This is a genomic window from Arthrobacter sp. BL-252-APC-1A (genome assembly GCF_009696625.1).
GTDB lineage: Bacteria > Actinomycetota > Actinomycetes > Actinomycetales > Micrococcaceae > Arthrobacter_B.
Window position 1 is genome coordinate 59,904 of the sequence record NZ_VULS01000011.1, and the last position, 13,253, is coordinate 73,156.

Sequence of the window (13,253 nt, forward strand, 5' to 3'; positions counted from 1 at the left end):
TCGTGGCTGTTCCCAAGCGGAAAATGTCCCGCTCGAATACGCGTGCACGCCGGTCCCAGTGGAAGGCAACTGCGCCCAACCTGGTAAAGACCGTTGAGAACGGCCGCGTTACCTACAGCCTGCCCCACCAGGCCAAGGTCGTAACCGACTCCGCAGGTACCGCGCTGTTCCTTGAATACAAGGGCCGCAAGGTCGCGGACGTCTAAGACCAGTGACCGTCCCCTTTACCGTCTGCCTTCCACGGCAGCCGCTGAAGGGGCGCACTGCTTTTCGGGGCAAAATCAGCAAGTGAAAAATACTGAAGAGCTTCTGAAGCGTCTCGGCGTCGATATCGATGCCGGGACGCTTCAACTTGCGCTCACACACCGCTCCTACGCGTACGAGCACGGCGGCATCCCCACGAACGAACGCCTTGAATTCCTGGGGGATTCGATTCTCGGGTTCTCCGTGACGGACGCGCTCTACCGGGACAATCCCGATCTTTCCGAGGGAGAGCTGGCCAAGCGGCGTTCCGCCGTTGTCAGCACCAAGGCCCTCGCATCCGTTGCCCGCCAGCTGAAGCTTGGCGATTTCATCCTGCTTGGCCAGGGCGAAAAACTCACCAACGGCAAAGACAAGTCCTCCATCCTGGCCGACACCACTGAAGCCCTCATCGGCGCGGTGTACCTCTGCCACGGCATTGAGACCGCGCGTTCAATGGTCATGCGCCTCATCGGGCCGCTTCTCCATGATGCCGACGCCCTTGGTGCCGGCACCGACTGGAAGACCTCCATCCAGGAAATCGCTGCCGCCCGGAAAATGGGCGACATCGAATACCGCGTCACCGGATCCGGCCCCGACCATTCCCGCAGCTTCGTTGCAGTGCTGCACATAGGCGGGCGTGCGTTTGGCACGGGCACCGGCCGTTCCAAGAAGGACGCCGAACAGGAAGCAGCCGCTGACACCTGCCGGCAGCTCCGGGAAACGCTCCCCGCTCCGGCGGCACCTTCCGGCACGTAGCTGTGCCATGCCTGAACTCCCCGAAGTCGAGGTAGTCCGCCGCGGTCTTGCCCGCTGGGTGCGCGGCCGCACCATCACCGGCGTCGAGGTCCTGGATACCCGCTCCATCCGCCGGCATGCGCCCGGGCCTGAGGACCTGCGCGGCAATCTTGAGGGTGCGCGTGTGCTGGACGTAGTCCGGCGCGGCAAGTTCCTGTGGATGCCGGTGGCCGAGGCTTCAGCGCCCGACGCCGAACCCCCCTTTGCGCTGATGGCCCACCTGGGTATGAGTGGGCAGCTGCTGATGGAAGATCCGTCACTGCCGGACGAGAAGCATCTGAAAGTCCGCTTTACCCTCAGTCCGGCTGTGGATGCGGACGGGACCGTCATGCCCCAGGAACTGCGCTTCGTGGACCAGCGGATCTTCGGCGGAGTCTTCCTCGCGGACCTGTTGCCCACTCCGGACGGAGAGCCCGGCGGATTGTCCGAAACAGGCCTGCCGCTGGTGCCGTCCGAGGCCGCCCATATTGCGCGTGACCCGCTGGACCCGGCATTCTCCTTTGACACCTTCTACCGCCGGCTCAGGGCCCGCCGCACCGGGATCAAACGGGCGCTGCTGGACCAGGGGCTGGTCTCCGGCGTCGGGAACATCTATGCGGACGAAGCGCTGTGGGCAGCGAAGCTGCACTTCGCCAGGCCCACCGACACGATGCGCCGGGCAGACGCCCTGCGGCTGGTGGAAGCGGCGCGTGACGTGATGCTCCGCGCCCTGGAAGCCGGCGGGACCAGCTTTGATTCGCTGTACGTCAACGTCAACGGCGCATCCGGCTACTTTGCCCGTTCCCTGAATGCCTACGGGCGTGAGGGAGAGCCGTGCCCGCGGTGCGAGGCGGCAGGACTTCCCACGCTGATCCGCCGTGATTCGTTCATGAACCGCTCGTCGTACAGCTGTCCGGTCTGCCAGAAGCGCCCGCGCAACGGCCGGTGGTAGCTCCTGCCCGGCTGGTGGCTAGCTGCTGCGCAGCTCTGCCACTAGTGCATCGTTGTAGAGCGGCCAGGCTTCCGCTGCCCAGGGACCAAAGTCCCGGTTGGTGAGGGCTACCGCAGCGGTTTTCAGCTCCGGGTCCACCCACAGGAACGTCCCGGACTGTCCGAAGTGCCCAAAGGTCTTCGGAGAGTTGTCCTGCCCGGTCCAGTGCGGGGACTTTCCGTTGCGGATTTCGAATCCCAGGCCCCAGTCGTTCTCCTTCTGCCGGCCGAAGCCGGGCAGTACTCCAGCCAGACCGGGGAACACCACCGAAGTGGCAGCGGCCAGCGAATCTGCCGAGATCAGAGTTGGGTTCTGCAGCTCAGCAGCGAACCTGCTGAGATCCGCTGCCGTTGAGACCGCCCCGGCCGCCGGTGAGCCCTCGAGGGAAGAGTCCTTCATGCCCAGCGGAGCCAGCACTGCTTCCTGCAGGTAGTCCGCGAAGGGGATGCCCGTGGCGTGTTCCAGGGTTTCGCCCAGAACCTCAAAGCCGGCGTTGGAGTACAGGCGCCGGGTTCCGGGTTCGTAGCGGACAGTGCGGTCCCCGAAGTCATAGCCGCCGGTGTGGGCCAGCAGATGCCGGACAGTGGAATTTTCCGGTCCCGCAGCATCGTCCAGGGACAGGGCTTCCTCTTCCAGGGCAACCTGGTAGGCGTAGGCACTCAGCAGTTTGGTGACAGAGGCCAGCGGAAACCGTTTCTGCTGGTCACCGGCGGTTCCGAGGACGGTACCGTCGGCCGCAATGACGGCGGCGGAGACGTTTTCTGCGGGCCAGGACTGGGTCTGTTCGAGAGTCTTCATCCCTGCCATCCTATGCGGCGTATTGCTTCGCCAGCCGGACCATGCCATCCTCGACCGAGACCTCCGGCTCCCAGGCCAGGACCTGCCGGGTCTTCCGCTGGTCGAACCAGTGCGAGGTGGAGAGCTGCTCGGCCAGGAACCGGGTCATGGGAGGTTCATCCTGCACCAGCCCGCGGGCCCCGGCGGCCAGCCACGCCTTTTCAATCACGCTTCCGGCCCCTCGGGCCAGCCAGCCGGGCACACTCAGTGACGGCGCCGGGATCCCGGCAGCGGCACAGATGCCGGAGATCATTTCCCGGACTATGCGCGGCTGGCCGTTGGTGACCACCAGCGCCTGGCCGTGCGCCTGTTCCATCCGGTCCAGCGCGCGGGCAATGGCGGATGCAGCGTTGTCCACGTAGGTGGTGTCGATCAGCGCCGCGCCTTCGTCCAGCAGGGGCAGCCTGCCGGATCGTGCCCGGTCCATGACCCGTTCCACGAGCTGGGTGTCGCCGGGTCCCCACACGATGTGCGGCCGGATGGCGGCGACCCGGAAATCCGCCGAGTCTTCCGCCAATGCAAGCAGTTCAGCGGCGGCCTTGGAACGGGCATAGTGGCCGCGGGCCCGTTCCGGATCCGCGGTGCCGGCGCCGGCGCCGGCAATCGGCTCGCCAAAGTGGGCCACCGAGGGGGAGGAGACAAACACGACGTCGCGTACTCCTGCTGCCCGGGCCGCGTCCAGGATGTTCCGGGTACCGTCGATGTTGGTTGCCTGGAACTCAGCCCACGCACCGGTAAAGGAAACCTTGGCAGCGAGGTGGACGACCGCGTCGATCCCCGCCATCGCGGCGTCCACAGCCGTGCGGTCCGTGATGGACCCGGCCACTGACTCCAGGCCCGGAACGGACGCCGGGCGACGCTGCAGGGTCCGCACATAGTGCCCCTGTCCGGCGAGGACGCCGGCTACGGCACGCCCGAGGAGGCCGCTGGCCCCCGTAACCAGGATCCGCCGGCTCATCGGCGTGCTCCCGGCGCGGAAACCCGGCCTCCGGCCAGGACCTCTGCGGCCCAGGTCCCAAGGGCTGAACGGTCAATCTTGGAGTTGTGCCGGATGTCGGTGGGCATCTGCGGCAGAACCAGTACCGCGGCCAAATCCAGCCCGCAGCGCTCAGCAACGGCGGTACGCACGGCCGTGGACAGGGACGCGTCGGCCGGTCCGGGACGGCGCACGCCGTTCACGGTCTCCACCACGGCGACGGGGACCTGCGTGCCGGCCGGTCCCACACCTACCAGGGCGGCAAGGCGCACTTCCGGCACCGACTCGGCGGCCTGTTCCGCGGCGACCGGGGTCACCGCGCCGCCGGGGGTGGTGAGGACATGCCCCAGCCTGCCTTCGACCCAGAGGCGGCCGTCGGCGTCGAAATGGCCTACGTCCCCGGTCCGGTGCCAGCCCGGCAGCGAACTGCTGTGCTGTTCGGTGATCCACAGCCGGTCATACCGGTCCTTGACGTGCGGGGCGCTCACCAGGATTTCCCCGGTAACGCCGGCGTCTTCGGTGATCTCAACTCCGGAGGTTCCGTCTGCGGCCAGCGGCGCCAGGGCAACCCGGGCGCCGGCAACCGCGGTTCCGACGCAGACGCCGTTGCCGGTTCCTGCCTTGCGGATCTGTTCCAGGCTGATGTCCGTGACCGGCAGGGCCTCGGTCATGCCATAGGGGGTGTGCAGCTCGGCGGCCGGGACCAGTTCCTGCACCCTGGTCAGCAGTGCCTCCGGGATCGGGGCACCGGCGGAAAGCAGGAGCTCCACCTTTGCCAGTGCCTGGCGCTGGTCCGGGTTCAGATCCGGTGCGGTTGCCAGCACGTTGGCCAGCGCTGCAGGGGACGCGAATACTGTGGTGGCCTGGACAGCCGCAGCGGCATTGGCCAGGGCGGCAGCGGTCAGCGTGCGCGGTGCGGTGACGTCCATGTCCGGTGTCACCGAGGTAGCGCCGAGTGCCGGTCCCAGCAGGGCAAACGGCGCAAAACCTGCTACCAGCGATGAGCCGGCCTTGAGGTTGTAGGTCTCGCGGAGGGTGTCCCTCATGGCTGCAAGCCGGCGGTGGGTGTAGACGGCGCCCTTGGCCGGGCCCGTGGAGCCGGAGGTGAACAGCACGGCGGCATCGGCGTCGGGGTCGGTCTTCCACTCCGGAGCCGGCCGGCCTGTTCCGGCAGCCGTCAGTTCAGCCACCGTATGCGCCGCGCCGAGCAGGCGCAGCCGGGCCGGTGAGGCTTCGCCGGCCAGGATGCGGGTTCCCGGCCAGCCGAAGAGCCGGGCTCCGGCGAGGCCGCGCTCTATTCCGACGATGAAATCCGGGCCCGCCCCCTTGATGGCACGGCTGAGGCCCTTGGTGCCCAGTCCGGCGTCGGCAACGACCACTACCGCGCCGAGCTTCAGGCAGGCATAGATCAGGGTTGTGAGCTCTATGCCCGGCGGCACCAGCAGGTTCACCCGGTTCCCCGGACGAACCCCAATGTCTGCCAGGCCTGCCGCCAGGGCGTTGACGCGGGTACCCAGCTCGGCCCAGGAAAGGACGGCAGGGGCTTTGCCGGATGATGCCGGCGCCATGTCCACGACGGCGGGGGAGACATCAGTGCTCCGATCATCGAGTTCTGCGGGCATGGGACGGAACCCTGCGGTGCCGGAGGTATCAGCGGGCCGGGAGGCGGAGGGCGTCTCTTTGGTGTGCAGGACGCCCAGCCAGTCAAAGACCGGTGCGGCGATGTCACGGTCCTCGGCCACCAGATGGCCGGCTCCTTCAAAGCGGTGGACGTCCGCCTGCGGCAGCCGCTGCAGCAGGTCCCTCAGGTAACGGTCGGAGAAAACCGGGTCCTTGGGGCCCCACAGTGCCAGGACCGGGACGGTGAGTTTGCGGATGCCTTCGGCAACCCGGGTGAGCGCACGGAAGCTCGGATGTGTTTCGTCAGCCGGGATGTCGGCCACGAAATTGCCCACGCCCTCACGGCGTGAGGCACCGCGGTACGGCGCTGCGTAAGCGGCGCGGATTTCAGGCTGCAGTGCCGGCTGGGCCAGGGAGTGCGTGACGCGGAGGAAGGCATCGGTGCGTTTGGTGCCCCATCCGTGGACGGCCGGGTGCAGTGCCAGCTTAAGTGCCGGGGGCAGGGAGAACCCGGCAGGGTGCACGGCGGTGTTGGTCAGGACGACTCCGGTGAGCTGGCTGCGGTGTGCCAGTGCCCAGCCCAGGGAAATGATGCCGCCCCAGTCGTGGCCCACGGTGACCACGGGTCCGGTGATCCCCAGGGCGTCGGTGAGGTCGCCAAGATCGGAAATGCGATCCGCGAGCCGGCGGAAAGTGCCGGTTCGGGCGGAGAAGCCCATATCCAGCTGGTCCACGGCGATGACACGCCAGGGACGCTCCGCCGTGCTGCCGGCGGCTGCGAGTGTCCGCCAGAGGTAGGACCAGGTGGGATTACCGTGCACACACAGCAGCGTTCCCGCCGGTTCGGCGCCGCGGGCTTCAAGATCCGGGCTGTTGTCCAGCAGATGCCATTTGTGGACGGTGCCGGGCTGGTCCACAGCAGCAGAGGAAGGAACCTGGACATAGCGGGACCACGCGGCCGGAACACCGGGCCAGAGCTCTGCTACCACGCGATCTCCATCATGGTGGTGTTCAGGCCCGAGCCCACACCCATGCACAGCACCCGGTCACCGGGAACCAGGGCGCGTGCTTCCTGGGCCAGGGTCATCGGCAGCGAAGCCGGACCCACATTGCCCCAGCGCGGGAACGTGATGGGCACTTTGGTCCGGTCCAGGTCCACGGCCTTGATGATGGCGTTGGTGTAGGAGTTGGACACCTGGTGGGTCACGTAGCGGTCCATGGAGGTCCAGTCCCAGCCGTTTTCATGGGCTTCATGCCACGCCGTCACAACAAGGTCCAGGCCGCCGTCCAGCAGGCCCTTGGTGTCCGTGTACATGCCGCCTTCGCCGCCCACACACAGTTCGTGGTGCTCTGTTCCTGCGCGGGAGACCCCGCCCAGGATCCGGTGAGATCCGGGGTGGTCTGCCGCCCGGCCGATCACGGCAGCCGCTGCGCCGCTGCCCAGCGTCAGGGTGGCGAATTCCCGCAGGTAGTCCTCGCGGGTGGAATCTTCCCGGTTCAGGCGCCCGAAGGTGGTTTCCTGGACGACCTGCGAGTCTTCGCCGGCTACGATCAGCGCGTAGTCGATCTGCCCGGACTCGATCATGTTCGAGGCCATGGTGATGCCGTTGACGAATCCCAGGCACGCGTTGGCCAGGTCAAAGTTCAGGGCGGAGGACGGCAGGCCCAGATTGTGGTGGATCTTGACCGCGACGGACGGCTCCAGGTTCTTCCGGGTAACGGAAGTGTTGATCAGCAGGCCGATCTGTGAGGGTTCGACGCCGGCCTCGGCCATCGCCTTGGCGCCCGCTTCGATGGCACCGTCCTCAAACGTTGTGCCCGGAGCCCACCATCGGCGTTCCTCGACGCCGGCCACCCGTTTCAGGAGACCCTTGGAGAGCCGCAGCCGTTTCAAGGAAGGGGAGAGTTGTTCATCGAAATCCTGCGAGCTTACAACAACGGGTGCCTCTACGCTCTTGACGCTGAGGAGTGCCGTGTTGGTGTGGTGGAAGTTGAAGTTCCCGCTCAAAATGCCTGCCTTGTCTGCTGCCAAAAAGATCGCGGTCCGGGCCCGGTCGTGACCCGTAACGGCGCCGTCGAACCATATGATTCTCCTAGAAGCCTACTTTCCTGCCCGGCCCGGACGGCGCGAAATCCCGGATTACGCTCTGCGAGTACTGCGCTTAAGTGTGGGGCATCACCCGGCTTTAGTGAATCTTCCACAAACGAGAGACTGAGGCCAGTGCACTTAAAGACCCTGACGATGCGGGGCTTCAAATCCTTCGCATCGGCCACAACGTTCGAGTTCGAACCGGGAGTGACCGCCGTCGTCGGCCCCAACGGTTCGGGCAAGTCCAACGTAGTGGATGCCCTGGCCTGGGTCATGGGGGAGCAGGGCGCCAAGACCCTGCGGGGCGGAAAAATGGAGGATGTCATTTTTGCGGGCACCTCCGGCCGGCCGCCGCTGGGCCGGGCACAGGTATCCCTCACCATCGACAACTCCGACGGCGCCCTGCCCATCGACTACTCCGAAGTCACCATCTCCCGCACGCTTTTCCGCGCCGGCGGTTCCGAATACGCCATCAACGGCGCCCCGTGCCGCCTCCTGGATATCCAGGAGCTGCTCTCCGACTCCGGACTGGGCCGGGAAATGCACGTGATTGTGGGGCAGGGCCAGCTGGACAAGGTCCTGCACGCCTCACCGGAGGACCGCCGGGGCTTCATCGAGGAGGCTGCCGGAATCCTCAAGCACCGCAGACGCCGCGAGAAAACGGTCCGCAAGCTCGATGCAATGCAGGCCAACCTGGCGCGCCTGACGGATCTCACCGCAGAACTGCGCCGCCAGCTGGGGCCGCTGGGAAAGCAGGCTGCCGTGGCACGCCGGGCCAAGCAGGTCCAGCTGGACGTGCGGGATGCCCGTGCCCGGCTGCTGGCCGACGACATCGTGACCCTCGCCGCTGCCGTTGAACAGGACACCGCAGCGGAGAACGCACTGCGCGTGCGCCGGCAGCAGGTGGAACAGGAAGCGGAGGCGCAGGGAGCCAGGCTGGCGGAACTTGAACGCCTGGCCGCGCAGGCAACGCCGCGGGTCAACGCCGCCCGGGACGCCTGGTATGCGCTCTCCTCCGCGCGGGAACGGCTGCGGTCCCTGGCCGCGCTGGCCGAGGAACGGCGCCGCCTGCTCGGCTCGGCGGAACCGGCCGCCGACCCTGGCCGGGACCCGGAGAAACTGCAGGCACAGGCCGAACGCGTCCGGGCCGAAATGCAGGCCCTGGAAGCGGAAGCAACTGAGCGTGAAGGCATGCTGGAAGACGCCGTGGAGGTGCGGGCTGCCGCCGAGGAGGAAGCCGCGGCGGAGGAACGCCGGCTGGCGTCCCTGCTGCGTGCCGCCGCGGACCGCAGGGAAGGCATGGCCCGGCTCTCCGGATCCGTCTCCGCTGCCCGCTCCCGGGTTGAGGCCGCTGAGGCAGAGCTCGGGCGCCTGCGCGCCTCGATTGCGCAGGCCGAGGAACGCCGGCGCACCGCCGAAGGGGATTTCGCAGCCCTGGAACAGGAAGCCGCCGGAGCAGAGTCCGGTGAGGAAGGGCTGGACGCCGAGTACGAGGAAGCCACGGATGCCCTGGAAGCGGCCGAAACCCGGCTGGCCGGGCTGCTGGAGGAAGAACGGCAGGCAGTCCGCGACCGGGAAACCCTGACCGCGCGCCGTGACGCACTAGCCGTGGGCCTGGACCGCCGTGACGGCTCCCGCGCGGTGCTGGACGCCGGACTGGAAGGAGTGCTGGCACCCCTGGCCGATCTGGTGACTGTGACCCCGGGTTATGAGCGTGCCGTCACCGCGGCTCTCGGGACCGCAGCCGAAGCCCTCGCGGTGCGCGAACTCGACACAGCTCTCCAGGCGCTCAAGCTGCTCAAGGACACCGGTTCGGGGCAGGTGAGCCTGGTTCTCGCCGGAGAGCGCGGTCCCGGAGACAACGAGGAGCTGCCCGGGCTGCCTGACGGGTGCGTTTACGCAACGAATCTGGTTCAGGCAGTCCCGGGAGCGGCAGCAGCCGTGCGCACTCTCCTGCACAGCACCGTCGTCGTGGATTCGCTGGAACGCGCCGCCGGTGTGCTGGCCGCCGGTCCGGGCCTGAGGGTGGTCACAGCGGACGGCGATGTGCTGACCACGTTCACCGCTGCCGGCGGTTCCACCACGGCTCCGGGACTGATTGAGATCCAGGCCGCCGTCGAGGAAACGCAGAACCGGCTGACTGAGGCCGTGTCCCGGGCAGAGGCGGCACGCTTCGCGATCTCCGCAGCCCGGGCAGAACGTGACGCTGCCCAGGCCCGGGCAGACGCTGCTCTGGTGGTACTGCATGAATCCGACGCCCGGCTGGCTGCGGTAGGGGAACGGCTGGGAGCGCTGGGCTCGGCCCTGCGTTCGGCCGCCGGGGAAGCTGAACGGCTCACCCGGCTCGCGGAGGCGGCGCAGGAGAACCTGGCACGTGAACAGGAGAAACTCGCCGAAGTCACCGGCCGCCTCGCCGCAGCACAGGACAGTTCAGCGGACACGGCCGAACCCTCCACGGACCGCCGCGATGCGCTGGCGCTCGCTGCCGCCCAGGCACGCCAGGCCGAAATGGATGCGCGGCTCTCCCTTCGCTCTGCCCAGGAGCAGCTGGCCGCCGTCTCCGGACGCGCTGAATCACTGGAGCGGGCAGCCGCGGCCGAACGCCGCGCGCGGGCTGCCGCAGCACAGCGGGCCCGGGTGCGAGCCGCACAGGCAGCACGGGCACAGGCAGTGGCGCAGGCTGCCGTGCTGGCCGGACGCTGGGCAGACGTGTCGCTGGAAGCGGCCGCAGCCGAACGTGACAAGGCCGAGGCCGTCCGCGCTGAGTTCGACGCGGAGCTGACCACGGTCCGGGCGGCCAACGCCGAGGCCGTGGCTGAACTGGCCAAACTCACCGACTCGGTGCACCGTGATGAGCTGCTCCGCGCCGAGAAAAGGCTGCGGATCGAAGCTCTCGAAACGCGTGCCGTGGAGGAACTGGGCATCACAGCGGACAACCTGGTGGCGGAGTACGGTCCGGACAAACTGGTGCCGGTGCCTGCCGAGACTGCGGAGAGTGCCGGGAAATGGGCTGCCCTGCACGTGCCGGTGGACGATGACGGGAACCCCGTTACGGAGGGTGTTCCCTACAACCGGGCCGAGCAGGAGAAGCGGCTCAAGCGGGCCCAGCGGGACCTTTCTGCACTCGGGAAGGTGAATCCGCTGGCGCTGGAGGAATTCGCGGCCCTCGAGGAACGCCACCAGTTCCTGAGCACCCAGCTGGAGGATCTCAAAGCTACCCGCAAGGACCTGCTGGACATCATCCGTGAAGTAGACCAGCGGGTGGAGGAAGTCTTCACCTCTGCGTTCCAGGACACCGCCGTGCAGTTCGAACGTGTCTTTGCGCGGCTCTTCCCCGGCGGGGAGGGGCGTCTGGTCCTCACAGACCCCCAGGACATGCTCACCACCGGCATTGAGGTGGAAGCACGCCCTGCAGGAAAGAAGATCAAGCGCCTCTCGCTGCTGTCAGGCGGTGAGCGGTCACTGACCGCCGTTGCGCTGCTGGTGGCGATTTTCAAGGCACGCCCCTCGCCGTTCTACGTGATGGACGAGGTGGAGGCGGCACTGGACGACACGAACCTTGGCCGGCTCATCACCATTTTCGAGGAGCTCCGCGAATCCAGCCAGCTTATTGTCATCACGCACCAGAAGCGGACCATGGAGGTAGCCGATGCCCTGTACGGGGTCTCCATGCGCGGAGACGGCGTCTCAGCCGTGATCAGCCAGCGGCTGGCCGCCGCTAGCGGGCGTAGCGGGCAGTGAAGTTGCGCAGGATCAGCGGCGGGGCGATGACCTGTGCCGTTCGGACGGAATCCATCACCGTGTCAGCTTCCTCCGGCGGAAAGTATCCCGCATTGCGGTAGACCGAGATACGGGTCAGCAATCCGGCGACGTCGAGCTCGGGGTGGAATTGTGTGGCATAGAGGTTTTGCCGCACCCGGAACATCTGCACCGGGCAGGTGGGGGAGCCGGCCAGGTTTACGGCGTGTTCCGGGAGCCGGAACACGGCTTCCTTGTGGCCCACGAACGCATCAAAGGTGTCAGGCAGCCCTTCCAGCAGGGGGTCCTGCCGGCCCTGGGGAGTCAGCGTGACCGGCACGGCACCGATTGGTTCTCCGTAGGTGCGGTTGACGACGGCGCCCTGGTGCCGGCCCAGCGTGCCGACCCCGTAACAGGCACCGAGGAATGGGAAGTCCTGTTCCACCACTGTGTCCAGCAGGGCCGAGAGTTCCTTCTCCACCCGCAGCTGAAGATCCGACTTGGTCTCTTCTGGGTCGGAAGAGTTGAACGGGCTGCCGCCGACAATGATTCCGCTGTAGTCCGCCAGATCGATTGCCGGAAGGGGAGCTGCCTCCATCCGTACGCGGTGCAGCTGCGGCGGGGTCAGTTCCCCGAAGTGCAGGTAGGACTCATACTCCTCCTCGGCGGCACCGTCTTCGGCGCGTGTGGCCAGGAGCAGGAAGGGCTTCATTCCTCGATGGTAGTGCGGCTGGAACGCATTCGAGCCATCCGCATCTCAGGTGCCAGGGTTTCCCGGGCAGTGAGCCAGATCAGCAGTGCCACCAGCGCAGTTGCACCGGTCACGGCGAACGCCCAGGTGTAGCCAAGGGTATCCGCGAGCACCCCGGCGAGGATCGGACCGATGATCGCCCCGGTGTCCGCAGACATCTGGAAAGCAGCCAGTACCTTGCCGCCGCTCCGGCCTGAACCGACGACGTCGGCCACTGCAGCCTGCTGTGCGGGATTAAGCAGGCCGGTGCCCAGACCCGCAATGGCGGAGACGACCAGGAACATCGTGACGCTGCCGGAGAATCCGATCGCGGCCGTTGCTGCTGCGTTGACGGCCAGCCCTGTGATGACCAGGGGCTTTCGTCCCCAGGAGTCCGCGAGGCGGCCGGAGAAGGTGAGCGCCAGTGCGGTTCCGGCAGCGAACGCAGTCAGGGAGATCCCGGCGATCTCCGGGCCTGCAGAGAGGACGGCGGCCGCGAACAGCGGAAGCAGCGAGTTCCGCACCCCGAAGGAGGACCATCCGTTGGCGAAGGACGAGACCATCGCGGCGCGGTAGGCGGAGTCAGACAGTGCTTCCCGGACCGAGAGGTGTACCCGTTCCCCCTCCTTCTCCTTGGGTCCGGTGCCGCCGCGTGCCTCGCGCAGCAGGTAGGCGACTACGACGGCGGCCACCAGCAGGGCTGCTGCGTACACCAGGAAGGGAACGCGCAGGCCAAAACCGGCCAGCAGGCCGCCAAGAAGCGGCCCGCCGATATTGCCCAGCAGGAACGAGGAAGCGTAGGCCCCGGATATCCGGCCGCGGATTGCCGGCGGGGCAAGACGGATGATCAGCGCCATCGCGGAAATGGTGAACATGGTGGAGCCGATGCCGCCCAGGCCGCGGAAGATCAGCAGCTGCCAGTAGTTCCCGGCGAAGGCGCACGCGGCGGTGGACAGGGCCACGATCAGCAGGCCCATCACGTACACCGGGCGCTCGCCGAGCTTTTCGAGCAGTGCACCGCCCGCGGGAGCGAAGACCAGCCGGGTGAAGGCGAAGGCACTGACCACCACGGAGGACGCAGCAACGCCTACATTGAAACTCTGCGCGAACTGCGGCAGCACCGGTGCCACCAGCCCAAAACCGAGGGCGATCAGGAACGCAGCAGCAATAAGGACTTTAATTTCGCGGGGGATCGGAATCCGGGGAGTGCTCACCATGATGCTTCGATTCTCGCAGACTCCGCCGCGATTGGGCC

10 protein-coding genes are annotated in these 13,253 nt (G+C 67.2%); 4 read left to right on the plus strand and 6 right to left on the minus strand.

Going from position 1 to position 13,253, the window contains the following annotated elements; translation table 11 throughout:
- The first annotated feature begins 2 nt into the window (after nt 1–2).
- From rpmF to mutM, 3 genes are all read left to right on the plus strand, one after another.
- Nucleotides 3–206 carry a 50S ribosomal protein L32 gene (gene rpmF, locus FYJ28_RS15120; protein ID WP_055240805.1) on the plus strand — a complete coding sequence of 68 codons (204 nt, stop codon included), beginning with the start codon at nt 3–5 and terminating at the stop codon, nt 204–206.
- Nucleotides 207–288: 82 nt separating this feature from the next.
- Nucleotides 289–999: a ribonuclease III gene (rnc, locus tag FYJ28_RS15125; RefSeq protein WP_055240806.1), complete on the plus strand. Its 711-nt coding sequence runs from the start codon at nt 289–291 to the stop codon at nt 997–999.
- A 7-nt stretch (nt 1,000–1,006) separates the two neighbouring features.
- Nucleotides 1,007–1,969, plus strand: a complete 963-nt coding sequence (mutM, locus tag FYJ28_RS15130) for a bifunctional DNA-formamidopyrimidine glycosylase/DNA-(apurinic or apyrimidinic site) lyase (protein ID WP_154579890.1) — start codon at nt 1,007–1,009, stop codon at nt 1,967–1,969.
- An 18-nt stretch (nt 1,970–1,987) separates the two neighbouring features.
- On the opposite strand, the gene FYJ28_RS15135 is transcribed toward mutM, so the two are convergent.
- From FYJ28_RS15135 to FYJ28_RS15150, 4 genes are read right to left on the minus strand one after another with little or no spacing between them, the layout of a single operon-like run.
- Nucleotides 1,988–2,806 carry a serine hydrolase domain-containing protein gene (locus FYJ28_RS15135; RefSeq protein ID WP_154579891.1) on the minus strand — a complete coding sequence of 273 codons (819 nt, stop codon included), beginning with the start codon at nt 2,804–2,806 and terminating at the stop codon, nt 1,988–1,990.
- 10 nt (nt 2,807–2,816) lie between these two features.
- On the minus strand, nt 2,817–3,803 hold the full coding sequence (locus tag FYJ28_RS15140; protein WP_154579892.1) for an NAD-dependent epimerase/dehydratase family protein: 987 nt from the start codon (nt 3,801–3,803) through the stop codon (nt 2,817–2,819).
- Nucleotides 3,800–6,430, minus strand: a complete 2,631-nt coding sequence (locus tag FYJ28_RS15145; RefSeq protein WP_326831756.1) for an alpha/beta fold hydrolase — start codon at nt 6,428–6,430, stop codon at nt 3,800–3,802. Before FYJ28_RS15145 ends, FYJ28_RS15140 begins: the two co-directional genes overlap by 4 nt.
- Entirely contained in the window at nt 6,424–7,449 is a 1,026-nt protein-coding gene (locus FYJ28_RS15150) for a 3-oxoacyl-ACP synthase III (protein WP_154579893.1), read from the minus strand. Before FYJ28_RS15150 ends, FYJ28_RS15145 begins: the two co-directional genes overlap by 7 nt.
- 213 nt (nt 7,450–7,662) lie before the next feature.
- On the opposite strand from FYJ28_RS15150, the gene smc reads away from it, so the two are divergent.
- The gene (gene smc, locus FYJ28_RS15155) at nt 7,663–11,271 is read left to right on the plus strand and encodes a chromosome segregation protein SMC (protein WP_326831757.1); all 3,609 of its coding nucleotides are present in this window, start codon (nt 7,663–7,665) and stop codon (nt 11,269–11,271) included.
- Here smc and FYJ28_RS15160 read toward each other — a convergent pair.
- Both FYJ28_RS15160 and FYJ28_RS15165 read right to left on the minus strand, forming a co-directional pair.
- Nucleotides 11,249–11,980, minus strand: a complete 732-nt coding sequence (locus FYJ28_RS15160; protein ID WP_154579894.1) for a glutamine amidotransferase — start codon at nt 11,978–11,980, stop codon at nt 11,249–11,251. The two genes, smc and FYJ28_RS15160, sit on opposite strands and share 23 nt — an antisense overlap.
- Nucleotides 11,977–13,215 carry an MFS transporter gene (locus FYJ28_RS15165; RefSeq protein WP_154579895.1) on the minus strand — a complete coding sequence of 413 codons (1,239 nt, stop codon included), beginning with the start codon at nt 13,213–13,215 and terminating at the stop codon, nt 11,977–11,979. The genes FYJ28_RS15160 and FYJ28_RS15165 overlap by 4 nt, the downstream gene beginning before the upstream one ends.
- Nucleotides 13,216–13,253 lie beyond the last annotated feature (38 nt).